Consider the following 25,882-nt stretch of genomic DNA (forward strand, 5'->3'; position numbering starts at 1 on the left):
CGGCCGCTGCCGTCGCGTTCGGATCGGAGCGGCGGCACCACGGACTGTACGGGAGTCGGCACGTGCGGTGACAGCCCGTCAGAAGGTCGGCGGCGTAAGGGCGCGCGCGGCCGGCGCGGCCGCTCGTCCGACGGGGCCCTACGCGGCGTCGTACGCCTCCGGGTCGAACGTGGCGAGCCTGCGGCGCAGCCGGCCCGTCGACCAGGGCCAGCTGAAGCTGTTGAGGCCGTTGGCGTCGAGGTAGTAGCTCGAACAGCCGCCCGCGTTGTACACGGTCGTGGGCAGGGCCTGCTGCACCTGAGCGCCGAAGGCGGCCTGAACCTCGGGGCGCACGTCCATGCTGGTCCAGCCCGCGGCGCGGAAATGCCGTACCGCGCCTGTCAGATAGGCGAGCTGGGCTTCGAGGACGGTGTACGCGGAGGAGTGACCGGTCCCCAGATGCGGGCCGAGGAGGAGAAACGCGTTGGGGAATCCGGTGACGGTGGTGCCCAGATAGGCGTCGGGGCTGCCCTTCCAGTGGTCGTCGAGGCTCACGCCGTCGGCGTCGAACACGCGCCCGGCGATGGGCATGTCGAGGATGTGGAAGCCGGTGCCCAGGATGATGGTGTCCACGTCCGCCGTACTGCCGTCCGCGCCGATCACCCGGCCGCCCTCGACGGCGCGGACCGCGGTGGGGTGGACGGTGACGTTGGGCCGCGTCAGGGCCGGATAGTAGGTGTTCGACAGCAGCAGGCGTTTGCAGCCGAGGGTGTAGTCGGGCGTCAGGGCGCGCCGCAGCCGCGGGTCCCTGACGGCCGCCCGGAGGTGGAGCGCGCCCGCCTTCTGCACCGCGCGCAGGAGGGCGGGGTGACGGAAGCCCACGCCGAGGGCCTCCAGGGCGGCGTACTCCGTGCCCCGCAGGGCCCGCCCGGCGCCCGGGAGGTGCCGCAGCAGCCGGCGCCCGGCGGCAGGCACCCGGTGGTCGGGCTTGGGCAGCACCCACTGGGCGGTGCGCTGGAACAGGTGCAGCCGGTCGACGTACGGCTGGACGGCGGGCACGAACTGCACGGCGGACGCCCCGCTGCCGACGACGGCGACCCGGGCGCCGGTCAGGTCGTGGTCGTGGCGCCAGCGCGCGGAGTGGAAGACCTCGCCGGGGAAGTCGGCCAGGCCGGGGATGTCGGGGAGCAGGGGTTCGTGCCAGGGGCCCGCCGCCGCGACGAGGAAGCGCGCGAGGTAGTCGCCGCGCGAGGTCCCGACCCGCCAGCGGGCCTTGCGGGCGTCCCATTGAGCGCGCAGGACCTCGGTGCCGAAGCGGATGAGGGGCGTGACGCCGTACCGGGCCGCCGTGTCGCGCAGATAGGCGCGGATCTCGGGCTGGCCGGCGAAGGCCCGGGTCCAGTCGGGGTTCGGCGCGAAGGAGTACGAGTAGAGGGCCGAGGGGACGTCACAGGCGCACCCGGGGTAGGTGTTGTCCCGCCAGGTGCCGCCGAGGTCGTCCGCCTTCTCCAGGACGACGACCTCTCGTACGCCGGCCCGGCGCAGCTGGACGGCCGCCCCGATGCCGGACAGCCCGCTGCCGATGATCAGCGCCTCGACGGTGGTGGGCCGGGGGTTCGTGGTCGCGCCGGGGTGGTCGGGGTGGGGCATGTCAGGCTCCTGTCCGGGCGTTCGCGGAGGCGGGGGCGGCCGGGCGAAGGTGGTCGCGGACGAGCGCGCGGGTGGTGCGCAGCGAGGTCTCCAGTACCGTGAGCCGCCGCCGGGGATCCATGAAGTTGCCGCCCATCACCCGCAGGTCGGCGGGGGTGGGTTCGAGCCGGACGACCTCGGTGCCGGCGGCCCGCAACGCGGCGCACTCGGCGTCGAGGGTGCGGGTCATGACCCGGCGCAGCAGCGCCTCGGCGCGGCCCAGTCCGCGGCGCGGCCCCGGGCGGACGGAGCTCATGGGGGCGATGACGTACACCTCGTCGAGGCCCAGGGGGACGAGGAGGTTGGCGGACGCGGTGGACAGGATGCCGCCGTCGGCGTACCGGCGGCCGGCGATGCGCACGGGCGGGAACCAGCCGGGGACCGCCCAGGACGCGCGCAGCGCGTCCCGGAGTGCCGCGGGCGGGGTGTCGGGGTGTCCGAAGACGGTACGGCGTCCGGTGTCGAAGTCGGCGGCCACCAGCCAGGTCGCCGGATGCGGGACCCAGCCTCCGCCGGGAGCCAGGACGTCGGCCAGGTCCGCCAGCCACCTGCTGTCGCCCCGCCCCTGGGGCAGCAGGCCGGACAGGCCGGCCGTCGTGGGGGCGGTGCGCCGCCGGGCCCGGCGCGCCAGTCCGGGCGATCCGGGGAAGAAGGCGGGGCGCGGGGGGACCGCCCGGGGCGGGCCCGCGAAGTGCCGGACCAGTTCCGGACGCGCGTCCTTTCCGGCGAGTTGCGCCGCCAGCAGTTCCTCCACGCCGACACCGGCGCCGAGCAGCGCGGCCAGCTCCGCCCCGGCCGATGTGCCCACCAGCACGTCGGCCCGGCGGGGGTCCCACCCGAGGGCACTCCGGAGAGAGTGCAGGGCGCCGACCGTCCAGGCCGCGCCGAGCGTTCCGCCGCAGCCGAGCACCAGTCCTCGGGTAGGGGTCGTACGTGTGCCCGTCGCGGTCACGTCATGTCTCCGCCCTCTTGGCTCTGCACGGTACCGGCTCTTCGGGATACCGACGAGATCGGGATACTAGCGGTATCCGAAAGCCGGGCGCACCCCTTCGGCGGAGTTAGGATCCAGGGAGCCGAGGCAGGGAGGCAGCCGAGAATCCCTGAGGCCCCGGGGGCACAGCACCACCGCGCGGGACGGGAGAGGGAGCGAGAGAGACATGACCCGTCTGAGCCGCGTCGAGAGCCAGGAGCGCACGCGCGAGCGACTCGTCGCCACCGCACGGGAGCTGTTCCTGCGTGACGGGTACGGCGTGACCTCGCTCAGCGATGTCGCGGAGACCGCCGGCTACTCCAAGGGCGCCGTCTACTCCAATTTCCGCAGCAAGGGCCATCTGTGCCTGGCCGTCCTCGACGACATCCGGGCCGAGCAGCTCGCGCTGCTCACGGAGTCCGTGATGCGCGATCCGGCGGCCGAGGACCGGCTGGCCGCCTTCGCGGCCTGGAGCGAGGCCAACATCGGCGAGACGTGGACCGTGCTGGAGGTCGAGTTCCTCACCGGCGTACGGCACGACCAGGAACTGCGGCGGGAGATCACGGCCCGCGTCACCGCGATCCGCGGGGCGCTGGCCCTGCTGATCGAGGCGCTGGCCCTGGAGCTGGGCACCTCGCCGGCCATGCCGCCCGACCAGGCCGCGATGACCCTGCTCAGCCTGGGCATCGGCCTCGGCCTCCAGCGCGTGGCCGACCCGTCCGTCCCGACGGCCGTCCTCACCGACACCCTGCGGCTGGTGCTGCGGCTGGACCGGTAGGCGCCGCGCACTCGGGCGGGACCGGGCGTCGGCGGCCGGGGTGCGGAGGCCGAGGGCTCAGGACGACTTCTCGGCCGCCGTGTCGAGGGCCGTCCTCAGCGCAGGCAGACCCTGCCCGAGGAGGGTCTTCTCCAGACTGCGGTCGCTCTTGCGGCCCGTGCGCTCACCCTGGGCGAAGCCGTCGGTGTCCACGACCTGCCCGCACCACTCGCCGTTGCCGACGGACTGCCCGTCGAACGGGACCACCGCGCCCTCCCCCAGGGACACCCAGCGCTCGTCCTCCCAGCGTAGGGCGAGGACGTAGGTGTGGTCCGGCACGACCCGCGGGGCGTCGCCGGTGAGTTCGGGAATCAGGGTCTTGCCGTCGGCACGCAGCAGGTTCCAGCCCGGCCCGACGTAGTCCAGCGAGGACCCCACGGTGGGGTGGGAGCGGGTGGTGGAGGTGAACGGCTTGTCCTGGACCTCCAGTTTCACCGTCCGCTCCACCTCGTGGCTGTAGGGCCCCGCCGACAGCTCCTCCCGCCCGCTCTCCCGCTCCTCGACCGCCCGGCCGACGACGACCACGTCGGCGTACCGGACCCAGTCCTTGGCCGTCTCCGACGGATAGCGATTGACCGCGAGGCCGCAGCCGTTGACGGTGTCGAGGCCCGGCCAGCCGATCAGCACACCCGCGACCACGCCGACGGCCGCCGCGCCCGCGACGACCGGACGGCCCGTCAGACGGGGCGGTAACAAGTTTCTTCGCACTCGATGATCTTGATGTGAACACGTTTCACCGGCCGTGACGCAGGTCACTTTTCCAGTCACAGCCCTGTCACAGCCCGAACGGCCGTGACCACTTGACCCCATCGCGGGCCCGAACGACCGGGCGAAAGGAGTCGTAGCCCGGTCAACACGACTGGTAGGAAGGGCGGATGACCTCTCATGACCCCGACCCGTCGGAGCGGCTGCTCGCCGAACGCGCCTGTGAGCGGGTGATCCTGGAGTTCGTCCGCCGGCTCGACCTCGGTGACCCGAGCACCGTCTGCGACCTCTTCACCCCCGACGGCAGCTGGGAATGGCCGCACGACGCGCGGCGCGTCGAGGGCCGCGAGGCGCTCCGCGCCTACTTCGGCTCCCGCCCCGCCGACCGCCTCTCCCGCCGTATCTGCACCAACATCCTGGTCACCGTCGAGTCCCCGGACACCGCCACCGCCCTCACCTACTTCGCGACGTACCGCATCGACGGGCACACCGAGGGAACCCTCGTCGCCCCCCGGCCGCCCGCCAACATCGGCCACTACGAGGACACCTTCCGCCGGATCGACGGCACCTGGCTCCTCTCCACCCGCACCCTGCACCTCGCCTTCGGCGGCCCGACGGAGCGCCTGGCGCCCGTCGGCCGGGACTGACGCACGAAGGCCCCGCGGTCTCGGGCGGACACGGTCACCGGGCGCGGGCGGCCGGCCGTACGACGAGTTCGTTGACATCGACCTGCGGCGGCTGGGAGACGGCGTGGGCGATGGCGTCCGCGACCGCGGAGGCGGGCAGGGCGACGGCACGGTAGGCCTGCATGACCTGCCGGGCGACCGGGTCGGAGATCCCGTCGGCGAGTTCGGACTCCGTGACACCGGGCGAGACCAGGGTGACCCGGATGTCCCCGGCGGACTCCTGCCGCAGCCCCTCGGTGATCGCGCGGACGGCGAACTTGGTGGCGCAGTAGACGGCGGCGGTGGGCGAGACCTCGTACGCGCCGACGGAGGCGACGTTCACGACGTGCCCGCCGCCCTGGGCGCGCATCACCGGCAGGGCGGCGGCGATGCCGTGCAGAACCCCCCGCACGTTCACATCGATCATCCGGTCCCACTCGTCCACCTTCAGCGCCTGGAGCGGGGACAGCGGCATCACGCCGGCGTTGTTGACGATGACGTCCAGCCTGCCGTACCGGTCGCGGGCCGCGGCCACGAAGGAGCGGACGTCGCCGGCGTCCGTGACGTCCAGACGACGGAAGGACGCGGTGCCGCCCGCGGCGGTGAGCTCCTTCGCGAGCGTCTCCAGCCGGTCGGTGCGGCGCGCCCCGAGCAGGAGGCGGTGGCCGTCTGCGGCGAGCCGACGGGCGGTCGCCTCGCCGATGCCGCTGCTCGCTCCGGTGACCGCGACGACCTTGGGTGCGTGGGACATGCCTGTACTTCCGTTCGATCCGCTGAGGCAGGGGGCTTGCGGCACCGAGTCTGGGCCGGCCCGCGACGGCGGACCAGGACGTGTGCTGCCTGGGTGCGCCACACCCAGGCGGGCCGGCGCGGAGAGGCCTAAGGTTCGGTCGTGGCCGACAACCAGCTGGGAGAGTTCCTGCGTGCCCGCCGGGGCGCCGTGTCCCCGGACACGGTCGGTGTGCCCGCCCACGGCGCCCGCAGGGTCGCCGGGCTGCGCCGGGAGGAGGTGGCCGTGCTGGCGGGGGTGAACGCCGACTACTACGCCCGCCTGGAGCAGGGCCGCGAACGCCGGCCGTCGGCACAGGTCCTCGACGCGCTCGGGCACGCCCTGCGGCTGGACCCCGACGCCCGGGCCCATCTGCACCGGCTGGCCGGCACGGCCCCCGTCCTCCCCCTCGGCCGCACCCCGGACCGGGTGAGCCCGGCCCTGCGCCGGCTCCTGGACGGTTTCCCCGGCTCCCCGGCGTACGTCGTCAACCGCACCCTGGACGTCCTGGCCGCCAACACCCTCGCCGAGGTGCTGCACTCACCCTTCTCCGACCTGGACAACCTCGCCCGTATGACGTTCCTCGACCCGGCCGGCCGCCGCTTCCACACCCGGTGGGACCGGACGGCCCAGGCCGTGGTGGGCCATCTGCGCGAGTCGTCGGGCCTCGATCCGGACAGCCCCCGTCTGCGCGCACTCGTGCGGACTCTCTGCGCGGACAGCCCCGACTTCGCCGGTCTGTGGCACACCCACACCGTGCGGGGCAAGACCCATGACGCCAAGCACTTCCTCCACCCGGACGTCGGCCCGCTCACCCTCACCTACCTGGCCCTCGACGTCCGCGACGCCCCGGGCCAGCAACTCATCGTCTACCAGGCCGAACCTTCCGGCCCCGACGCCGAGGCCCTCGCCCTCCTCGCCGCCCTGGCCTGAGGGCGTTCCCGCCGGGACCGGGGGGCGCGTCCATGCGGGTGGCAAACGCGCTCGCGGCAAGCCGACTTCGGCATGACCGGCGTTGTACAGGACACCTCCTCCACCCGCTAGGGAAAGGCTGTTCCATGCGCCGTACCACTCTGCTCGCCGTCTGCGCCCTCATCACCGCCGCCGCGACCGGCTTTTTCGCCACGACAGCGATCCGCAGCCGCTGACCGACCGATGGTCGGCGGCGGCGATCAGGATCTCCCGGTGCGGTTCGATCTTCCCTGTGGACTCGGCCCGCACCGGGTGGCAGCGTGTGCCCATGACCAACGAAACCCTGCGCTACTCGGCCTTCACCCGCGACCCGGCGGGCGGCAACCCCGCCGGGATCGTGCTCGACGCCTCCGGGCTGGACGCGGCGGAGATGCTGGCCGTCGCCGCGGAGGTCGGCTATTCGGAGACGGCGTTCGTGACGGAGCGCGACGACGCCGCGCGACGGTTCCGGGTGCGCTACTTCAGCCCGCTGGCCGAGGTGGCCTTCTGCGGGCACGCGACCGTCGCCCTGTCCGTGGCCCTCGCCGAGCGGCTCGGTCCCGGCGGGATCGTCCTGGACACCCCCGCCGGTGAGATCCCGGTGGCGATCGGGGTCGGTGAGAACGGCGAGGTGCTGGCCACGCTCACCAGTGTCCCGACGCGTTCCCGTCCCGCTTCCGGCGCCGAACTGGAGGCGACCCTCGCGGCCCTGGGCTGGGCGGCCGGCGATCTCGACCCGGAGCTGCCGCCGCACGTGGCGTTCGCCGGCAACGACCACCTGATCCTGGCCGCCGCCTCCCGGGCCCGACTGGCGGACCTCGCCTACGACTTCGACGGTCTCGCCGCGGTGATGCGGCACTACGGCTGGACCACCGTCCACCTGGTGTGGCGCGAGTCGCCGCGGTACTTCCACGCCCGGGATCCGTTCCCCGTCGGCGGTGTCGTGGAGGACCCGGCGACCGGCGCGGCGGCCGCGGCCTTCGGCGGTTACCTCGCCGCGCTCGGGCTCGTCACGGCCCCGGCCAGGATCGCGATCCGTCAGGGCGAGGACATGGGCCGCCCCAGCGATCTGCTGGTCGACGTGGACCCGGAACTCGACCGGACCCGGGTGACGGGCGGGGCGGTTCCGATCGCCTAGTGCCACCTCGTCAGCGTATGTTCCGCCGGGGAAGCCGCCCCCCGTCCCCATGGAGAGCCGCCATGGCCCTGGGCCACGACGCCCCGCTCGGTGAGTCGCCCGCTCCGGCCGCCGTGCCCATCGTCATCCCCGCCACTCCCGACTCCCCTGTCGACGTCTCCCCCGTCGACGCCTCCCCCCGGCTGGTCCTCGCCCTCGCCGTCGCGCAGTTCGGCGCCTACCTGGCCGTGCTCACGCCGGTGACGGTGACCCTCGCCCTGCGGGTCGGCCAGATCGTGCCGGCTGCCGGCCGGGGCGCCGCCCTGGGACAGGTGCTGAGCGTCGGCGCGATGCTCGCGATGCTCGGCAACCCCGTCTTCGGCGCCCTGTCCGACCGCACCACCAGCCGCTTCGGCCGCCGCCGGCCCTGGCTGGTCGGCGGGATGACCGCCGGGCTCGTCGGACTGCTCGTCGTCGCCCTCGGCGGGAGCGTGCCGGTGCTGACGGCCGGCTGGGCCGTCGCCCAGCTCGGCATCAACGCCACCCTGGCCGCCCTGACGTCCTGCGTCCCCGATCTGATCCCGCCGCGGCAGCAGGCCCGGGTCTCCGGCGTCATCGGCATCACGGCCTCGCTCGCGATGCTCGGCGGCTCGGTGCTCGCCCAGGTGTTCAGCGGCTCGATGGCAACTGCCTTCCTGGTGCCCGGGGTGATCGGCCTGGCCGCCGTCGGCTGCCTCGCGGTCGTCATCGAGGACCGCCCGGCCCGCGCGGGAGCCTTCGAGCCGTACAGCGTCCGGGAGTTCCTGCGGAGCTTCTGGGTGAACCCGCGCCGCCACCCCGACTTCGCCTGGAACTTCGCCGGCCGGTTCCTGGTCTTCACGGGCGCCTCCTGTGTGACCAGCTACCAGGTGTACTTCCTGATGGACCGCCTCGGGTACGACGACACGGCGGTCACCGGGAAGGTCCTGGTCGGCATGCTCGCCATGGTCGTCTCGATCACCGCCGGGTCGCTCCTCGGCGGTCAGCTCTCCGACCGCTCGGGGCGCCGCAAGCCCTATGTGCTGGGGTCCTCGCTGGTCATGGCGGCCAGCCTGGCGCTGATCGCCTCCGCGCAGAGCTTCGGGACGTACGTCGTCGCCCTGGTCGTCTTCGGCTTCGGCGAGGGGCTCTACCTCTCCGTCGACATGGCGCTGGCCGCCGCGGTGCTGCCCGACCCCGAGGAGTCCGCGAAGGACATGGGCGTGCTCAACATCGGCAACGCGCTCCCCCAGTCCCTCGTGCCCGTCGTCGCCCCCGCCCTCCTGGCGATCGGCGGGGGCGGGAACTACGGCGCGCTGTTCCTCTTCGGCGCGGTCGCCGCCGTCCTGGGCGCGCTCGCCGTCCAGTTCGTCCGCTCGGTCAGGTAGCCGGCCGGCTTCCCCCATCGAGGAAGAAGCCCGGCCGGCTCCCGCGTCGGCATCCCGTAGGTAACGCCGGGTTACAGGGTCAGCGGGCGGCGAGCAGTCCCAGGGTGTCGACGACCCGGTGGGAGAAGCCCCACTCGTTGTCGTACCAGGCGACCACCTTGACGTGGCGGCCGTCGACCCGGGTGAGCTCCGAGTCGAAGATCGACGAGGCCGGGTTGCCCGTGATGTCGGAGGAGACCAGGGGGTCCTCGGAGTACTCGAGGATGCCCGCCAGGGGGCCCTCGGCGGCCGTGCGGTAGGCGGCGAGGATTTCTTCGCGGGTCACGTCACGGGCGACGGTGGTGTTCAGCTCGACGATCGAGCCGACCGGGACGGGCACCCGGATCGAGTCGCCGGACAGCTTGCCGTCCAGGTTCGGCAGCACCAGGCCGATCGCCTTGGCGGCGCCCGTCGTGGTCGGCACGATGTTGACGCCGGCGGCGCGGGCGCGGCGGGGGTCGCGGTGCGGGCCGTCCTGGAGGTTCTGCTCCTGGGTGTAGGCGTGCACGGTCGTCATGAAGCCGTGCTCGATGCCGGCCAGCTCGTCGAGCACCGCGGCCAGCGGGGCGAGCGCGTTGGTGGTGCAGGAGGCGTTCGAGACGATCGTGTGCAGCTCGGCGTCGTAGGCGTCGGTGTTGACGCCGTAGGCGAGGGTCACGTCGGCGCCGTCGGAGGGCGCGCTGACGAGGACCTTGCGGGCACCGGCGTCGAGGTGGGCGCGGGCGGCCTTGGCGGAGGTGAAGCGGCCGGTCGACTCCAGCACGATGTCGACGTCCAGCGCGGCCCACGGCAGCTGTGCCGGGTCGCGCTCGGCGAGCACCTGGATGCGGTGTCCGTCGACGACGAGCGCGCCGTCCTCGGCGGTGACCGGTCGGCCGAGACGGCCGGACGTGGAGTCGAAGGCGAGGAGGCGCGCGAGGGCGGTCGGCTCGGTGAGGTCGTTGACGGCGACGACCTCGAGGCCGGTCTCGCGCTCCAGCAGCGCGCGCAGCACGTTGCGTCCGATGCGGCCGAATCCGTTGATGGCGATGCGAGTCATGAATCGTGTCCCTTCGAGTCGCCCCCAGCCTCGCGTGCCGCGGTCGCGGGTGGCCACGGCGTGAGCGACATGGTTCGCAAGGATCTCGCCAAGGGGTGCCGGGGGGCCTATTCGCCCCGGGTGAAGGTGCGCCGGTACTCGCTGGGGGTGGTGCCGAGGATCTGCTGGAAGTGCAGCCGCAGGTTCGAGCCGGTGCCCAGGCCGACGTCGCCGGCGATCTGCTCGACGCCGCGCTCGGAGCGTTCCAGCAGTTCGCGGGCGCGGTCGATCCGGGCGCGCATCACCCACTGCATGGGGGTGTAGCCGGTGTCCTCGACGAAGCGGCGGGAGAGGGTGCGCGGCGAGACGGCCGCGTGCCGGGCGAGGGTGTCGAGGGTGAGGGGTTCGTCGAGGTGGCGCAGGGCCCATTCGCGGGTGGCGGCGAACCGTTCGCCCAGGGGCTCGGGCACGCTGCGCGGGACGTACTGGGCCTGGCCGCCGCTGCGGTAGGGCGCGGCGACCAGCCGCCGGGCGGCGTGGTTGGAGGCGGAGACGCCGAGGTCGCCGCGGAGGATGTGCAGGCACAGGTCGATGCCGGAGGCGGCACCGGCGGAGGTCAGAACGCTGCCCTCGTCCACGAAGAGGACGTTCTCGTCGACCCGTACGAGCGGGTGCTTCGCGGCGAGCGCCCGGGTGTAGTGCCAGTGGGTGGTGGCGCGTCGGCCGTCGAGCAGGCCGGTCGCGGCGAGCGCGAAGGCCCCGGTCGAGATGGCGGCCAGCCGGGCGCCGCGGGCGTGGGCGGCGCGCAGGGCCTCGACCACCCGCGGCGGCGGGTCCTCGCGGTCCGGGGAGCGGTAGCCGGGGAGGAAGACGATCTCGGCCCACTCCAGCGCCTCCAGACCGTGGGCCACGTGGTACGACAGCCCGTCACCACCGGTGACCAGGCCGGGTTCCGCCCCGCACACCCGGACCTCGTACGGCATGCTGGCGCGGGTCGTGAACACCTGGGCGGGGATTCCGACGTCGAGCGGCTTGGCACCTTCGAGCACGAGGACGGCGACGCGTCGGAGGCGGGAGGACGGCACGCGGTACAGCTTAGGTCGAGGGACAGGGCGGGCGGCGGGTCCGCCCTGTCGACGAGTTGGTCCGCGTCAGGCCAAGAGCGCCTGGCGCTCTGTGGTGCGCAGTGCAGCGGTGCGCGTGTCTCGGGCCTGTGGGCGAAGGTGTCAGGCGCCGCCGGCATCGGGGCCGGCCGGGCGGTGCAGGCGGAGGGTGAGGATCTGGAAGGGGCGCAGGGTCAGGTGGACCTCGCCGTCGGTGACCCGGTGGCTCGCCGGGTCGGGCAGGGGGCGTTCCAGCAGGTCGGTGGTCTCGGCGGAAGCGAGGGGGAAGCCGGGGGTGAGGGTGGCGCGGGCGCGGACGCCGTGGGCCTCGAAGAGCCGGACGACGACGTCCCCGCTGCGGTCGTCGGCGAGTTTGACGGCCTCGACGACCACACCCGGGTGGTCGACGGTGACCAGCGGGGCGACCGGGGTGCTTCCGGGCCGGGTGCGTTCGGGGAGGTTGAGGTGGTAGCCCTCGCGGACCGCGTCGGCGAGGTCGGCGCCGATCAGCAGGGCGTAGCGCAGCCGGTGCACGCCCCGGTCCTGGTCGGGGTCGGGGAACCGGGCGGCGCGCAGCAGGGAGAGGCGGACCGTGGTGGTGGTGCCGCCGTCGGGGCGGACGTCACGGGTGATGTCGTGGCCGTAGGTGGAGTCGTTGACCAGGGCCGCGCCCCAGTCGCGTTCGCCGACGTGCAGGAAGCGGTGGGCGCAGACCTCGAACTTGGCCGCGTCCCAGCTGGTGTTGGTGTGGGTGGGGCGTTCGACGTGGCCGAAGGGGATCTCGGCGGTGGAGTGCGCGGCCCGTACGTCCAGCGGGAAGGCGGCCTTGAGGAGCTTCTCGCTCTCGTGCCAGTCGACGACCGTGTCCACGAGCAGGCGCCGGGACCCTGCGGCGAGGCTGAGGGTCTGTTCGACGCGGGACGCTCCGAAGTACCGGACGACGTGGACGGCGCCGTCCTCGGTGGCGGTGACCGAGTCGGCCTCGGTGAGGTCGCGTAGGGAGTTGCGGTAGAAGGCGTCGATGTCCCACGCGTCCCACTGGTTGGGGAAGTCCTGGTGGAGCTGGAGGAGGTTGGCGCGGGCGCCGGGGGCGAGGGCCTCGCGGTCGGCGGTGAGGTCGCGGGCGGAGGTGATCAGGCCGTCGGAGTCGACGGTGACGCGGACGAGCCCGTTGTCGAGGACGAGGCCCTCGGCGGTGGCGCGCGGGCGTACGGGGGCCGCGGGGTCGTCGGCACGGGGCGCGGCGCCGAGGGCGGCGACGCCGGCGCGGGCGTGCGGGGCGGCGTTGAAGACGAGGGTGCCCTCGCCGTCGTCCGCGAGGCTCCCCTGGGCCGCGTCGATCAGCTCCTCCAGTTCACGGGCGACGGCGGCGTAGGTCTCCTCGGCCTCCCGGTGCACCCAGGCGATGGAGGTGCCGGGCAGGATGTCGTGGAACTGGTGGAGCAGGACCGTCTTCCACAGGCGGTCCAGGGCGTCGTACGGATACGGGTGCGCGTGCCGTACGGCGGCGGTCGCGGCCCACAGCTCGGCCTCGCGCAGGAGGTGTTCGCTGCGCCGGTTGCCCTGCTTGGTGGCGAGCTGGCTGGTGAGGGTGCCGCGATGGAATTCGAGGTACAGCTCGCCGGACCAGACGGGGGCGCCGCCGGCCGCCTGGTACTCGGCGTGGGCGCGCGGGAAGAAGTCGGCGGGTCCCTCGACGGCGACGCGGGCGGAGCCCTCCAGGTCGGCCAGGCGGGCGGCGCGGGAGAGCATCTCGCGGGTGGGGCCGCCGCCGCCGTCGCCGTAGCCGAAGGGGATGAGGGAGCTGTTGCTTCCTGCCTTGTCCTGGAAGTTCCTTACGCTGTGGGCGACTTCGGCGCCGGAGAGTTCGCCGTTGTAGCTGTCGACGGGTGGGAAGTGGCTGAAGATCCGGGTGCCGTCGATGCCCTCCCACCAGAAGGTGTGGTGCGGGAACTTGTTGGTGGTGTTCCAGGAGATCTTCTGGGTGAGGAACCAGCGCACCCCGGCGAGCTTCATCAGCTGCGGCAGGGCGGCGTTGTAGCCGAAGGTGTCGGGCAGCCACATCTCCTCGGTCTCGACGCCGAACTCCTCCAGGAAGAAGCGCTTGCCGTGGACGAACTGGCGGACCAGGGCCTCGCCGCCGCTGATGTTGGTGTCGGGTTCCACCCAGAGGCTGCCGGCGGGCAGGAACTGACCGGTCTTCGCCTTCTCCTGGGCGCGGGCGTAGACCTCGGGGCGGTGTTCCTTGAGCCAGGCGAGCTGCTGCGCCTGGGACATGACGAACTTGAACTCCGGGTGGTCGTCCATGAGCTGGGTGACGTTGGAGACCGTGCGGGCGACCTTGCGGACGGTCTCGCGCAGCGGCCAGAGCCAGGCGGTGTCGATATGGGCGTGGCCGACGGCGGAGACGCGGTGGGCGCTGGCGTGCGCCGGGGCCGCGAGGGCGGGGGCCAGGGCGGCTCGGGCGGCCGGCGCGCTGCCGCCGATGTCCTGGAGGTCGACGGCGTCCAGGGCCTGTTCGGCGGCGCGCAGGAGCTGCCAGCGGCGCGGTGAGTCGGGGGAGAGTTCCCGCATGAGCTGGTCGAGGACGTCGAGGTCCTGGACGAGTTCGTACACCGGCCGGTCGACGACGGCGAGGTCCAGCCGGCGCAGCCGGTACAGGGGTTCGCCCGGGTCGGCGGCCGGGTCGCCGATCCAGGGGGCGCGGCCGCCCACCGCGGTCGGGCCGAAGGAGAGTTCGCCGGGGGCGGTGTGCATCACGACGGGGTTGGCGGCGGCCTCGATGTAGGCCGTGAACTGCTCTCCCCCGGCGGCGCGCCCGGTCACCGGCAGCCAGGTGTTGCGGGGGTTGAGGGCCTTCACGGCGGTGCCGTCGGCGCGGTAGACGAGCCCTTCGGCGGAGAAGCCGGCCGAGTGGGTGGCGAAGCCGAGGTCGAGGACGGCCTCGACGGGGAGTCCGGCCCAGTCGGCGGGGATCGTGCCGCTCACCTTGAACCAGCTGGTCGTCCAGGCCGGGCCCCACCGGTCGCCGGTCCGGGCGGGGCGGTAGGGGGCGGTCAGGCCCGTCTGCACGGGCACGGGTTCGCCGGGCACGTCCCAGACCTCGACGTGCAGCGGGAGCGAGCGGGCGTGGACGGCGGGCCGTATGCGCTCGTCGAGGACCCGGCGCAGTCGCTGCTCGGTGAGTTCACGGTCGTTGTGCATGGCTGTCTTTCTCGTGGGGGGTCGCGGAAGGGGTGCTCATCCCTTGAGGGCGCCGCCGAGGGCGAAGCCGCCGCCGAGCTTGCGGGAGAGCAGCAGGTAGAGCATGACGACGGGCAGCGAGTAGAGGAGCGAGAAGGCGGAGAGCTGTCCGTACTGCGTCTGGTCGTGGGCGCTGAGGAAGGTGAAGACGCTGACGGACGCGGGGAGTTTCTCCGGGGACAGCAGCAGGATGAAGGGGACGAAGAAGTTCCCCCACATGCCGATGAAGGTGAAGACGGTGACCACGGTGACGCCGGGGCGCATCAGCGGCAGGACGACCCGCCACAGCACCTGCATGGCGTTCGCGCCGTCGATGCGCGCCGCCTCCTCCAGGACGATCGGCACGCCGTCCATGAAGTTCTTCATCAGCCAGATCCCGAACGGCAGCGCGGAGGCGGCCAGGAACAGGGTCGTGCCGGGCATCGAGTCGATCAGGTTGACCTGCACGAACATGCTGTAGACCGGGATCATCACGGCGGTGATGGGCAGTCCGGTGGAGAACAGGATCGTGTAGAGGAACGGCCGGCGCAGCCGGGAGCGGTAGCGGGACAGCGGGTAGGCCGCGAGGACCGAGACGACGACGGTGATCAGGGTGCCGAAGCCGCACAGCAGCAGGCTGTTGAGCATCGGCCGGTAGGTGGTGTCGACGTTCAGGATCGCGTCGAAGTTGTCGAGGGTGAAGGTGTCCGGCCACGTCAGCCGGAAGGTGTTGAGGTTGCTGACGGAGGCGAGGGCCATCCACAGCAGGGGCAGCACGTAGGTCACCGACACCGCCAGCAGGACGAGGTTCACCCCGAGCCGGCCGAGGCGGGGGCGGCGTCGCGGGGCCGCGGGGCGGGGGGCGGACCGGCTGCGGCGGGCGGATCCGGTGGGCGTCTTGACGGCGACGGCCATCACTCGTCCTCCAGTCGGAGCAGCCGGATGTACACGGCGGAGAACAGGGCGCCGACCACCAGCAGGACCAGCGCGATGGCGGTGCCGTAGCCGATGAGGCTGTTCTGGAAGGCCTGTTGGTACATGAACACGGGAAGGGTCTCGCTCTTGTTGCCGGGTCCGCCGCGGGTCATGGTGTAGATCAGGCCGAAGACGGAGAGCGTCTGGAGCGTGATCAGCATCAGGTTGGTCAGGACGGACCGCCGGATGACCGGCAGCGTGACGCGCCACAGCCGCTGCCAGGGGCCCGCGCCGTCCATCTCGGCGGCCTCGACGAGTTCTCTCGGCACGTCGTTGAGGGCGGCGGAGAAGACCATCATCGAGAAGGCGGTGCCGCGCCAGACGTTGGCCAGGCAGACCGCGAGGATCGGCAGGGTGTAGAGCCAGTTCTGCCGCGGCAGGTGCAGCGCCCCCAGAAGTGAGTTGAGGGATCCCTGGTCGTAGAAGAAGGCGTACATCAGGTAGCCGGCGACGACCTCGGGCAGCACCCAGGCGGCGATGACCACGCCGTTGGTGAGCGAGCGGACCGGCTTGGACGCCTTCTCCATCAGGACGGCCAGGGCCAGTCCGAGGGTGTTCTGCCCGACGACCGCGGAGCCGATCACGAAGACCAGGGTGAGGCGTACGGAGTTGAGGAAGTCGGAGTCCCGGAAGGCGCGGGTGAAGTTGTCGAAGCCGGTGAAGTGGGTGCCGGTGGCGCCGGTCAACTGCATGTCGGTGAAGGCGTAGTACACGCAGTAGGCGATCGGGCCGGCGAGGAAGACCACCAGCAGGACCACCGCGGGCAGCAGCGGCAGGCCCCGCAGGAGGCCCCGGAGGGGCGCGGGGACCCCGCGGGACCGGCGGTGGCCGTCGGTCCCGCGGGAAGCCGGGGCGAGTGCGGTCACGAGGTGCCCTTGACCGTCTTGTCGTCGCCCACGGCGGCGGCCACGTCGCTGTCGTAGGTGGCGGCGGCCTTGTCGACGGAGGCCTGGCCGGTGGTCACGGACTCCATGGCCTTCTGGATGGCGGTGGAGACCTGGTTGTAGGCGGGCAGGCCGGGCCGGTAGTGGGTGTCGGCGACGAGGGCGGTGAAGAACTCGTTGGTGGGGACGGCCTTCAGATACGTCGGGTCGGTGGCGACGTCGGTGCGGGTGGCGATGGTGGCGTTGAGGGCGTTCCACTTCGCCGAGTTTGTCCTGGTCTGGAGGGACTCCAGGAACTTCCAGGCGAGGTCGGCGTTGCCCGCCTTGGCGGGGATCGACCAGGCCCAGCCGCCTGACATCGATGTCTTTCCGGGTGCCTGTCCGTTCTGCGTCGGCATGGCGGCCGTGCCCATGGTGCTCTCCCAGGCGCTCCACGGCTTGGCGCTGGTCGAGCCCCAGTTGTTGGGCATCCAGGAGCCGTCGATGTCGATGGCGAGCTTGCCCTCGGGAATCAGCTCGGTGCCGACGGTGGTGCCGAAGTTGGCGCCGAGGGCCTGGTCGACGGAGGGGCCGAGCTTCTCGCTGAAGACGGTGTGGACGAACGTCAGCGCGTCCTTGAAGCCCTGGCTGCCGACGACCCACTTCTTCCGGCTCGCGTCGTAGAGGGACTTGTCGCCGGCCGGGGTGCCGTACAGGAGCATCTCGAAGCCCTGCATGGAGGAGGCCTCGCCGCCGGCGGTGCCGGTGTAGAGGTTCATGGGGGTGACGCCGGGCAGCCTCGCCTTGATCTTCCGGGCGGCGGCGAGGACGTCGGCCCAGGTCTTGGGCTGCCAGGGCACGGAGATCCCGGCCTTGGCGAGGAGCGTCTTGTTGTACCAGATCCCGCGGGTGTCGGTGTTGTCCGGGACGCCGTACACCTTGCCGTCGGCGGCGCCGGTGACCGCGCCCTTGGCGGCGGTGGCGTACTGCGACCAGTCGGCCCACTTCGCGGTGTAGGCGTCGAGGGGCTTGAGGTAGCCGCCCGCGATGTCGGAGTTGATCAGCGCGGTGTCCTCGTAGACCAGGTCGGGGGCGGTCGAGGGGGACCGCATCATGAGCTGGATCTTGGTGTAGTAGTCGTTCTCGGAGGCCGTGACGGGGACGAGCTTGACGGTCGTGCCGGGGTTGGCCGCGGTGAACTCCTTCACCATCGACGCGAGGTAGTTCGCCTGGAGCTTGTTGCTGCTGTTGAGGTTCTGCCAGTAGACGACCTTGACGGTCTTGGCGGAGCTCCCGGAGGAGCCCGATCCGCAGGCGGTCGCGGTCAGCGCGGTGGCGGCGGTGAGGATGGTGACGAGGGCGAGTTTCGAGCGCACTGGGGTTTCCTCCGGAACGAAAAAACCTGTGGGAAGCCGCATGGGACGCGGACACGCCGGCTCGGTGCGGGCGGCGCCTCCCTTGCGCCGCCCTGCGCGTCCGGTCCGTTCGACCCGGTTCGGTGGGCGACAGCTAAATCCAATGGATGGACTAAGTCAACGCCTCCGGTATGTAAACTTCCGGCCATGCGGCGTGGTGTGATGGCGGGGACGTCGCGATGTGGACATGAGGCGGGGGTCAGGTGATGGACAGGTGACGAGACTCGGCGGCACGAATCTGCCGCGTGTGGGCGGCTACAACCAGGCTGTGGTGCTGGACGCCATCCGCACGCGCGGCGCGGTCAGCCGTGTCGAGCTGGCCGCGCTCACCGGCCTGACCAATCAGACCGTGTCGAACGTCGTCCGCAAGCTGCTCGACGCGGGTCTGGTCACCGAGACCGGGCACGCCCCGTCCAGCGGCGGCAAGCGCCGCACACTGCTCTCCCCCCGCCCGGACGGCGCGTACGCGGTCGGCGTCCACCTCGACCCCGACTCGGCCGTGATCGTGCTGGTGAACCTGGCGGGCGAGGTGATCGTCAGCCGCCGGCTGCGGCTCACCGCGCCGGACGTGCCGGAGGACGTCGTCGACCGGGTCGCGCGTGCGGTGCAGCGGCTGATCGTGCGCTCCGCGGTGGAACCGGCCCGGCTGCTCGGCCTGGGCATCGCCGCGCCCGGCCCGATCGACGGCTCCACGGGCTGTGTCGTCCGACCGCCGAACCTGCCCGGCTGGGACCGGGTGCCCCTCGTCGAGATGTTCGCCAAGGCCACCGGTCTGCCCGTCGCCCTGGACAACGACGCGACGGCCGCCGCGATAGGCGAGCGCTGGATCGGCGGCGAGGCCCGGGCCGGCAGCTTCCTGTTCATCTACCTCGGGACCGGGATCGGCGCCGGGATCGTCCTCAACAACACGGTCCTGCACGGAGATTCGGGCAACGCCGGGGAGTTCGGCCATATGCCCGTCGAGCCCGGCGACCGGGTCTGCCACTGCGGCGCCACCGACTGCCTCGGCCCCTACTGCAGCCCGGCCGCGATCATCGACGACCTGCTGCGGCGGTACGGCCGCGACGCCGCCGACCGTATCGGGGTGACCGGTGCCGCCGCCTCCCTCCACGACGACTGGAAGGCCCTGCGCCGCGCCGCCCGCGCCGGTGACCCCGGGGCCCAGGACGTCGTACGCCGCGCCGCCCGCCTGATCGCCCAGGCCACGCGCGGTGCGGCCAGTCTGCTCGACGTGGGCCGGGTCGTCCTCGGCGGCGAGGCGCTGCGCGGCATCGAGCCGATCCTGCTGGAGGAGATCGACAGCGCCGTCAACCGCACCTCGGTGGCCCGCTCCATCCGCCCCGTGGTGATCGAGCAGAGCGTCATCGGCGACACGGTGGGCGCGATCGGGGCGGCGTCACTGGTCCTGCACGGGAACTACGCCCCGGGCTGGCGCCTGCTCACGGACGGGGCCGGCGGCTGACGGCCTCGGCTACTTCCGCGCCCTGGGGGGGGCGCGTCGGCGCGGTGGCGGGTCCGGCGTCGGCGGTCAGTGCTGCGCGGGCGGTGGCGTGCCGTCGGTCTCGGGGGCGGTGCGACCGCCGTGGCCGCCCGGGTGGCGCAGGGCGCAGAAGTAGCCGATGCCGAGCGCTACGGCCATGCCGTAGAAGACCCACTGGTTCGCTTCCGCGAAGTCCATTCGGATCGCGGACATGGCGTCCCGCATGGTGGTCGCGACCGGCCCGGTGCCGGTGGGGGTGCGCGTGTCGCCGTTGCCGGTGATCGACTGGGTCACGTCCCGGGCCACGGAGTGCGCGGTGCCGGACGGCACCCCGCGGGTCCGGAGGGTGTCGACGACACGGTCGGTCATCGTGTGCGTGAGCACCGTGCCGTAGACGGCGAGGCCGACGCTGGCCGCGTAGTTGCGGACGGTCTGCGTGATTCCGGTGACCTCGCCGTAGGAGGCGTCGATGGCGCGGTTGACCGCGTCCGTGGAAGCCGGGGCGAGGATGAACCCGATGCCCGCGCCGGCCAGGGCGGCATAGGGCCACTGGTCGTGCATGGACAGGTCGGTGAGCTTGCCCGCCCACAGCGCGAAGCCGACGGCGCCGACCGCGCAGCCGGTCTTCATCGCCGGACGGGCACCCCGCCGGTCGAGGATGCGGCCGCCCCACTGGGAGGCGATGGCGAACCCGACGAAGAAGTACAGCAGATACAGGGCGGCCTGGTTCGGCGAGGCACTCAGCGAGACCTGGGCGTACACGGACGCGAAGAAGAACACCGGGACGAACGCCAGCATGGCGAAGAACAGCACCAGCGCGTCCACGGCGAAGGCACGGTCACGGAAGACCGCCAGGTTGACCAGCGGGTGGCGGGTGCGCAGTTCGAGGCGGCAGAAGACGTACAGGACGGCGAGGCCACCGACGATGCACGCCCAGGTCGCGGCGGTGTCCCAGCCCCAGACAGACGCCTGCTGGAAGCCCAGCACGCTCGCGCCCATGCCCACGGCGATGAGCAGCGCGCCCCGGACGTCGAGGGCCTCGTCGCGGCGCCGGTCGGAGATACGGGCGAGGGCGGTGAGGATCAGTGCGACAACCGCGACCGGGACGTTGACCCAGAAGATCGCCCGCCAGGTCCAGTCGGTCAGCCAGCCGCCCAGCAGCGGTCCGAGCGCGGTGAGGGCGCCGGTGACACCGAAGAACAGGGCGAGCGCCCGCCCGCGCCGCTCGACGGGGAACACCGCGACGACGACCGCGAGCGCGGCCGGGAAGAGCAGCGCGGCCCCGAGCCCCTGGGTCGCCCGGAAGACGATCAGCCAGGTCAGCGCGGTGTCCCCGGTGGGGACACAACCGCACAGCACCGAGGAGATCACGAAGATCAGCGTGCCCGCCACGACCACACGGCGCGGGCCCCACAGGTCGGCGAGTCGGCCGCCGAGGGCGAAGAACGCGGCCAGGGCCAGCAGGTAGGCGTTGACCACCCACTGCATGCCGGAGCTGGAAAGCCCCAGTTCCGAGACGATGTCGGGCGCCGCGATCGACACGATCGTCTGGTCGATGAAGGTCATGGCGACCGCGAACATCATGGCGGCGAGCGCCAACGGCTGGGAGGCCGCGCGGCCGGCGCCGAGCGCGCTCTCGCCGTGACGTGTGTGCGTTCGGCTCATCCGGCCAGTCTGCGACGGTCCCCACGGGGGCGCACCCCGAGCGCGGCAGGGGCAGCCGGGAGTGCCCGGTGTCGACGTGAACGACCCCCGTACGCAAGGCAGTCGGACACTCGGCGCCCGGCCCTGCAACTCCCGCCGCAGCTGCGGGACATGACGGCGCCGGGGCGGTCCACGGCGGACGGCCTCACCGGTGACGCGTGCGTCACCGCCACCCTCGCCGACGTGACGCGTCCGGGCGGTCCGAGCCTGACGCACCGCGTCCTGGAGTCAGGCCTGTGGGCGCTCGCCCGGCTCGCGCCGGTACCGCCGCTCCGGGCCGGCCGGCACGCGGCCGGCCCGGAGGAGAGCGGCGCCGACCGGCTCGGCCCGTGGCGGCGCGCCGGGGCCCGGCTGTCCACGGAGGCGCAGGTCGCCGGGTACCCCACCCCCAGCCCCCGGGCGACCGCGGGGAGCAGTCTCGGCCCGCTCGCATGGTCGGCTGCGGGGGGTGGTGGGACGCTGGAGGGGAGGGGCGTCCTCGGAGCAGCGGGAGGATCGATGGGACGTGACGTCCCGGCGCTGGTCTTCACCCGCGAGGACCGTCGCCGCTACCGGATCAAGATGCAGGAGTGCCTGGAGGTCCTCGCGCAGATGCTGCGCGAGGAGCGGTTCGCCTCGGAGCGGCCCCGGGTGGGGCTGGAGATCGAGCTGAACCTGGTCGACGACGAGGCCGAGCCGGCGATGCGCAACAGCGAGGTGCTGGAGGCGATCGCGGACCCGGCGTGGTCGACCGAGCTGGGCCGGTTCAACCTGGAGATCAATGTGCCGCCCCGGCGGCTGACGGAGGGCGGGCCCGACGCCTGGGAGTCCGAGATCAGGGACGCGCTCAACCACGCCGACCAGCGGGCCAGGACCGCCGAAGCCCGCCTCATCATGATCGGCATCCTGCCCACGCTGCGCCAGGAGGACGTCGGCGAGGACACCTTGTCGGAGAACGCGCGCTACCGGCTGCTCAACGACCAGGTGTTCGCGGCGCGCGGCGAGGACCTTCGGATCGAGATGGACGGGGTCGACCGGCTGCGCACCTACGCCGACACGATCACGCCGGAGGCCGCCTGCACGAGTACCCAGTTCCACCTCCAGGTATCGCCGCAGGAGTTCGCCGCCTACTGGAACGCCGCCCAGGCCGTCGCCGGGGTCCAGGTCGCGCTGGCGGCCAACTCGCCGTTCCTGTTCGGCAAGGAGCTGTGGCACGAGACCCGGATCCCCCTGTTCGAACAGGCCACCGACACCCGCCCGCAGGAGATCAAGGCGCAGGGCGTACGGCCCCGGGTGTGGTTCGGGGAGCGGTGGATCACCAGCGTGTTCGATCTGTTCGAGGAGAACCTGCGCTATTTCCCCGCGCTGCTGCCGCTGTGCGACGAGCAGGACCCGGCCCGCACCCTCGACGAGGGCGCCGTCCCGGAGCTGGGCGAGCTGACCCTGCACAACGGCACCATCTACCGCTGGAACCGCCCGGTCTACGCCGTCGCCGACGACGAGCCGCACGTCCGCGTGGAGAACCGCTGTCTGCCGGCCGGGCCGACCGTCGCCGACACCCTCGCCAACGGGGCGTTCTACTACGGGCTCACCCGCGCCCTGGTGGAGGAGGACCGGCCGGTGTGGTCGCGGATGTCGTTCCAGGCCGCCGAGGACAATCTGCACACCGCCGCCCGCCACGGCATCGAGGCCCCGCTGTACTGGCCGGGCATGGGAGAGGTGCCGGTGCCGGAACTCGTGCTGCGCCGGCTGCTCCCGCTGGCGCACCGCGGACTGGAGCTGTCGGGCATGGACGCGGCCTGGCGGGAGCCGCTGCTCGGTGTCGTCGAGCAGCGCTGTGTCACCGCCCGCAACGGGGCGGTCTGGCAGAAGGAGATGTTCCACCGCATCAGCAAGGCGGCACACGTGGACCGGCACGAGGCGCTGCGTCTGATGACCCAGCAGTACATCGACTACATGCATCTCAACGCCCCGGTGCACACCTGGCCCGTGGACTGACCGGCCGTCACGGTCCGGCTCGTGGTCCGGGTGACCGGGGGTGACCTTGAAGTCCGGGACCACGCCGGGACCCGCGGGCGGCACCGGGAGGCACCCGTGGCGCACACCCCGACCGTCGACGTGCCGATCGCAGGTGCGGGTCCGGTGGGGCTGAGCGCCGCCGCCCTGTCCGCCCACCTCACCGCGCTCTCCGCGATTGATGTTGTGCACTTTATTGACGACCATCATTGAAGCGCCTAACTTCACGGTGTCCCTCCCCCCACTCAAGGGAGACCGCGATGCCCCCGTCCCCCACCATCCAGTTACGCCGGGTCGCCCTCTCCGGGCTGCTCGGCACCGCCGTGGAGTTCTACGACTTCCTCGTCTACGGCACCGTCGCCGCCCTGGTCTTCGGCGAACTGTTCTTCCCTGGCGCCGACCCCGCCGTCGGCACCATCGCCGCGTTCGGCACCTTCGCCGCCGGCTATCTCGCCCGCCCCCTCGGCGGCATCCTCTTCGGCCACTTCGGCGACCGGCTCGGCCGCAAGTCGATGCTGCTGCTCACGATGGGACTGATGGGCGGCGCCAGCTTCCTCATCGGTCTGCTGCCGACGTACGACACCCTCGGCGTCTGGGCGCCCGTCCTGCTGATCACCCTGCGGGTCGTGCAGGGCATCGCCATCGGCGGCGAGTGGGGCGGCGCCACGCTGATGGTCGTCGAGCACGCCGGGGAACGGCGGCGCGGACTGTGGTCCAGTTTCACGCAGATGGGGGCTCCGCTCGGCTCCCTGATCTCCGCCGCCGTCGTCGCGCTCGTCGTCACCCTCCCGAAGGACGAGTTCACGGCGTGGGGCTGGCGCGTGCCGTTCCTGCTGAGCGTGCTCCTGCTCGGCGTGGGTCTGTTCGTCCGGCTCCGGGTGGTGGAGAGCCCGCTGTTCGCCGAGGTGAAGCAGCGGGGCACCGAGGCACGGCTGCCGGTCCTCGACGTCCTGCGCCGCCCCCGTCCGGTGCTGCTGGCCTGCTGTGTCGGCATCGGCGCCTTCACCGCCCAGTCGCTGCTGACCAGTTATCTCATCGCGTACGCCACCGGCATCGGCTACGCCCGGCCGCAGGTGCTGACCGCGCTCACCGTCTCGGCCGCCGTCGCCCTGGTCGTCCTTCCCTGTGTCTCGGCGCTGTCCGACCGGGTCGGCCGCCGTCCGGTCGTGCTGGTCGGAGCGCTCGCCTCGGCGGCGCTGGCCTTTCCCGTCATGGCCCTCGTCGACACGAGGTCGCCGGGGCTGCTGATCCTCGCGGTCGTCCTCGGTCACGGCATCGCCCAGTCCACGATGTACGGGCCGCTGGGCGCCCTGTTCAGCGAGATGTTCGGCACCCGGGTCCGCTACACGGGTGCCTCCCTCGGCTACCAGGGCGCGACCCTGATCGGCGCCGGCTTCTCCCCGATGATCGCCGGGAGCCTGGTCGCCGGGAGCCACAGCGGCACCCCCGTCGCCCTGCTGCTGTGCGGCGGCTCCCTCGTCACCGCGCTGACCGTGTGCTTCGTACGCGAGACCAGCCGTACGTCCCTCTCCGGCGCCCCCGCCGAGAGCGCCTCCGCCCCCCACTCCCAGGAGATCACCGCATGACGAACCGCCCCCGAACCGCCGCCGTGGCCGCGCTCCTGCTCGCGCTCACCACACTGCCGGCCACGGCCGTGGCGGCGACGGACGAGCCGGTCCATGTGGAGGGCCGGCTCCCCTCCGGCGCGACGTACCTGATGGACGTCCCCGCCGACTGGAACGGCACCGTCCTGCTCTTCAGCCACGGCTACGCGGCCGGCCCGGCCAACCCCGCCCAGGACGCCCCGGACGACGCCACCAAGGCACTACTGCTCGACGGCGGTTACGCGCTGATCGGCTCGTCCTACGCCACCACCGGCTGGGCGGTCACCGACGCGGTCCCCGACCAGCTCGCCACCCTCACCGCGTTCACCGACCGCTTCGGCGCCGCCTTGCGCACACTCGCCTGGGGGCGGTCGTACGGCGGACTCGTCACCACCGCGATCGCCGAGCGCGCCCCGCAGCGCATCGACGGCTCGCTGTCCCTGTGCGGCCTGGTGCACGGCGGCGTCGCCAACTGGAACAACACCCTCGACCCGGTCTTCGCCCTCAAGACCCTCCTCGCGCCGGACTCCGGCGTCCCGCTCGTGAACCTCCCGGACCAGCAGACCGCCACCGACGCGGTGACCGTGCTGACGGCGGCGGTCGACGCCGCGCAGACGACCGCCCAGGGGCGCGCCCGGATCGCCCTCGCCGCCGCCCTGCACAACATCCCCGTCTGGAACCAGCCCACCCAGACCCGGCCCGCGGCGACCGACTGGGACGCCCAGCAGGCCAACCAGTACACGGCCGTCAAGGGCCTGCTGAACGCCGGATTCAACCGGCGGCAGGAGGCCGAGGCCCGCGCCGGCGGCTCCATGTCGTGGAACACCGGCGTCGACTACGCGCGGCTGCTCCGGCAGTCGTCGGTCCGCAAGGAGGTCACCGAGCTGTACAAGAAGGCCGGACTGTCCCTGCGCGAGGACCTCACGGCCCTCAACCGCGCCCCGCGCATCGGCGCCGACCCGGACGCCGTCGCCTGGATGAGCCGGACCAGCTCCTTCACCGGCAGGCTGACCAAGCCGCAGCTCTCCGTCCACACCGTCGGCGACGCCCTCGTCCCGGTGCAGACCGAGAGCGCGCTGCGCCGGGCCGTCACCGCCGCCGGCTCGTCGGCGCTGCTGCGGCAGGCGTACACCGACAACGCGGGGCACTGCACCTTCAGCCCCGCCGAACAGCTCGCCGCCCTGCACACCCTGGAGGACCGTCTCACCACCGGCCACTGGCCGGCCACGGACGCCGGGGCGCTCAACTCCCGTGCCGCGGCGGCCGATCCCACGACTCCCGCCCGCTACACCGCCTACCGCCCGACCCCGTACCTGCGGCCCTACGACCTTGCCCACCCGGCCGACGGCCGGTGACCTGGTACGACCGCCCGCGGCAGGTCCGCCGGGCGGTCGTA

General features: G+C 72.6%; 21 protein-coding genes. 10 read left to right on the forward strand and 11 right to left on the reverse strand.

What is annotated here, in order from left to right:
* Window positions 1-138 precede the first annotated feature (138 nt).
* Window positions 139-1,629 carry an NAD(P)/FAD-dependent oxidoreductase gene (locus U5640_RS01555; protein ID WP_340373983.1) on the reverse strand — a complete coding sequence of 497 codons (1,491 nt, stop codon included), beginning with the start codon at window positions 1,627-1,629 and terminating at the stop codon, window positions 139-141.
* A gap of 1 nt (window position 1,630) precedes the next feature.
* Entirely contained in the window at window positions 1,631-2,620 is a 990-nt protein-coding gene (locus U5640_RS01560; protein ID WP_340373984.1) for a patatin-like phospholipase family protein, read from the reverse strand.
* A 205-nt stretch (window positions 2,621-2,825) separates the two neighbouring features.
* Here U5640_RS01560 and U5640_RS01565 point away from each other — a divergent pair, with 205 nt between their 5' ends.
* Window positions 2,826-3,416, forward strand: coding sequence for a TetR/AcrR family transcriptional regulator (locus tag U5640_RS01565; protein ID WP_340373985.1), 591 nt, complete (start codon window positions 2,826-2,828; stop codon window positions 3,414-3,416).
* Window positions 3,417-3,473: 57 nt separating this feature from the next.
* Here U5640_RS01565 and U5640_RS01570 read toward each other — a convergent pair whose 3' ends face one another.
* Complete coding sequence (locus U5640_RS01570; RefSeq protein WP_340373986.1) at window positions 3,474-4,163, reverse strand: hypothetical protein; 690 nt, start codon at window positions 4,161-4,163, stop codon at window positions 3,474-3,476.
* A 167-nt stretch (window positions 4,164-4,330) separates the two neighbouring features.
* Between U5640_RS01570 and U5640_RS01575 the strand changes: the two genes are divergently transcribed.
* Window positions 4,331-4,807 carry a nuclear transport factor 2 family protein gene (locus U5640_RS01575; RefSeq protein WP_340373987.1) on the forward strand — a complete coding sequence of 159 codons (477 nt, stop codon included), beginning with the start codon at window positions 4,331-4,333 and terminating at the stop codon, window positions 4,805-4,807.
* A 34-nt stretch (window positions 4,808-4,841) separates the two neighbouring features.
* Here the strand turns inward: U5640_RS01575 and U5640_RS01580 are convergent, their stop codons facing one another.
* Complete coding sequence (locus U5640_RS01580) at window positions 4,842-5,576, reverse strand: SDR family oxidoreductase (RefSeq protein WP_340373988.1); 735 nt, start codon at window positions 5,574-5,576, stop codon at window positions 4,842-4,844.
* A 141-nt stretch (window positions 5,577-5,717) separates the two neighbouring features.
* Between U5640_RS01580 and U5640_RS01585 the strand changes: the two genes are divergently transcribed.
* The 3 genes from U5640_RS01585 to U5640_RS01595 all read left to right on the forward strand — a co-directional run bounded on the left by U5640_RS01585 (window position 5,718) and on the right by U5640_RS01595 (window position 9,068).
* A complete protein-coding gene (locus tag U5640_RS01585) occupies window positions 5,718-6,527 on the forward strand; it encodes a helix-turn-helix transcriptional regulator (RefSeq protein WP_340373989.1) in 810 nt (269 codons plus the stop codon).
* A 307-nt stretch (window positions 6,528-6,834) separates the two neighbouring features.
* Window positions 6,835-7,683, forward strand: coding sequence for a PhzF family phenazine biosynthesis isomerase (locus U5640_RS01590; RefSeq protein WP_340373990.1), 849 nt, complete (start codon window positions 6,835-6,837; stop codon window positions 7,681-7,683).
* 62 nt (window positions 7,684-7,745) lie between these two features.
* Window positions 7,746-9,068, forward strand: coding sequence for an MFS transporter (locus tag U5640_RS01595; RefSeq protein WP_340373991.1), 1,323 nt, complete (start codon window positions 7,746-7,748; stop codon window positions 9,066-9,068).
* Between the two features lie 79 nt (window positions 9,069-9,147).
* Here the strand turns inward: U5640_RS01595 and gap are convergent, their stop codons facing one another.
* From gap to U5640_RS01625, 6 genes are all read right to left on the reverse strand, one after another.
* Window positions 9,148-10,146, reverse strand: a complete 999-nt coding sequence (gene gap, locus U5640_RS01600; protein ID WP_340373992.1) for a type I glyceraldehyde-3-phosphate dehydrogenase — start codon at window positions 10,144-10,146, stop codon at window positions 9,148-9,150.
* A 107-nt stretch (window positions 10,147-10,253) separates the two neighbouring features.
* Complete coding sequence (locus U5640_RS01605) at window positions 10,254-11,210, reverse strand: helix-turn-helix domain-containing protein (RefSeq protein WP_340373993.1); 957 nt, start codon at window positions 11,208-11,210, stop codon at window positions 10,254-10,256.
* A gap of 141 nt (window positions 11,211-11,351) precedes the next feature.
* Window positions 11,352-14,432, reverse strand: coding sequence for a glycoside hydrolase family 38 C-terminal domain-containing protein (locus U5640_RS01610; protein WP_340373994.1), 3,081 nt, complete (start codon window positions 14,430-14,432; stop codon window positions 11,352-11,354).
* A gap of 36 nt (window positions 14,433-14,468) precedes the next feature.
* Window positions 14,469-15,365, reverse strand: a complete 897-nt coding sequence (locus tag U5640_RS01615) for a carbohydrate ABC transporter permease (protein WP_340373995.1) — start codon at window positions 15,363-15,365, stop codon at window positions 14,469-14,471.
* A complete protein-coding gene (locus U5640_RS01620; RefSeq protein ID WP_340384864.1) occupies window positions 15,365-16,210 on the reverse strand; it encodes a sugar ABC transporter permease in 846 nt (281 codons plus the stop codon). Before U5640_RS01620 ends, U5640_RS01615 begins: the two co-directional genes overlap by 1 nt.
* A gap of 77 nt (window positions 16,211-16,287) precedes the next feature.
* Complete coding sequence (locus U5640_RS01625; protein ID WP_340373996.1) at window positions 16,288-17,664, reverse strand: extracellular solute-binding protein; 1,377 nt, start codon at window positions 17,662-17,664, stop codon at window positions 16,288-16,290.
* Window positions 17,665-17,917: 253 nt separating this feature from the next.
* Between U5640_RS01625 and U5640_RS01630 the strand changes: the two genes are divergently transcribed.
* A complete protein-coding gene (locus U5640_RS01630) occupies window positions 17,918-19,165 on the forward strand; it encodes an ROK family transcriptional regulator (RefSeq protein ID WP_340373997.1) in 1,248 nt (415 codons plus the stop codon).
* 66 nt (window positions 19,166-19,231) lie between these two features.
* Here the strand turns inward: U5640_RS01630 and U5640_RS01635 are convergent, their stop codons facing one another.
* Entirely contained in the window at window positions 19,232-20,767 is a 1,536-nt protein-coding gene (locus tag U5640_RS01635; protein ID WP_340384867.1) for an MFS transporter, read from the reverse strand.
* Window positions 20,768-21,385: 618 nt separating this feature from the next.
* Between U5640_RS01635 and U5640_RS01640 the strand changes: the two genes are divergently transcribed.
* The 4 genes from U5640_RS01640 (at window position 21,386) to U5640_RS01655 (ending at window position 25,841) form a co-directional block, all read left to right on the forward strand.
* Complete coding sequence (locus U5640_RS01640) at window positions 21,386-22,864, forward strand: glutamate-cysteine ligase family protein (protein ID WP_340384869.1); 1,479 nt, start codon at window positions 21,386-21,388, stop codon at window positions 22,862-22,864.
* 96 nt (window positions 22,865-22,960) lie between these two features.
* Window positions 22,961-23,095 (forward strand): hypothetical protein, encoded by a 135-nt coding sequence (locus U5640_RS01645; RefSeq protein ID WP_340373998.1) that lies wholly within the window; start codon window positions 22,961-22,963, stop codon window positions 23,093-23,095.
* A 47-nt stretch (window positions 23,096-23,142) separates the two neighbouring features.
* Window positions 23,143-24,468 carry an MFS transporter gene (locus U5640_RS01650; protein ID WP_340373999.1) on the forward strand — a complete coding sequence of 442 codons (1,326 nt, stop codon included), beginning with the start codon at window positions 23,143-23,145 and terminating at the stop codon, window positions 24,466-24,468.
* Window positions 24,465-25,841 carry a hypothetical protein gene (locus U5640_RS01655; protein WP_340374000.1) on the forward strand — a complete coding sequence of 459 codons (1,377 nt, stop codon included), beginning with the start codon at window positions 24,465-24,467 and terminating at the stop codon, window positions 25,839-25,841. The genes U5640_RS01650 and U5640_RS01655 overlap by 4 nt, the downstream gene beginning before the upstream one ends.
* Window positions 25,842-25,882: the final 41 nt, after the last annotated feature.

The sequence above is a fragment of the Streptomyces sp. SS7 genome (genome assembly GCF_037993025.1).
Lineage (GTDB): Bacteria > Actinomycetota > Actinomycetes > Streptomycetales > Streptomycetaceae > Streptomyces.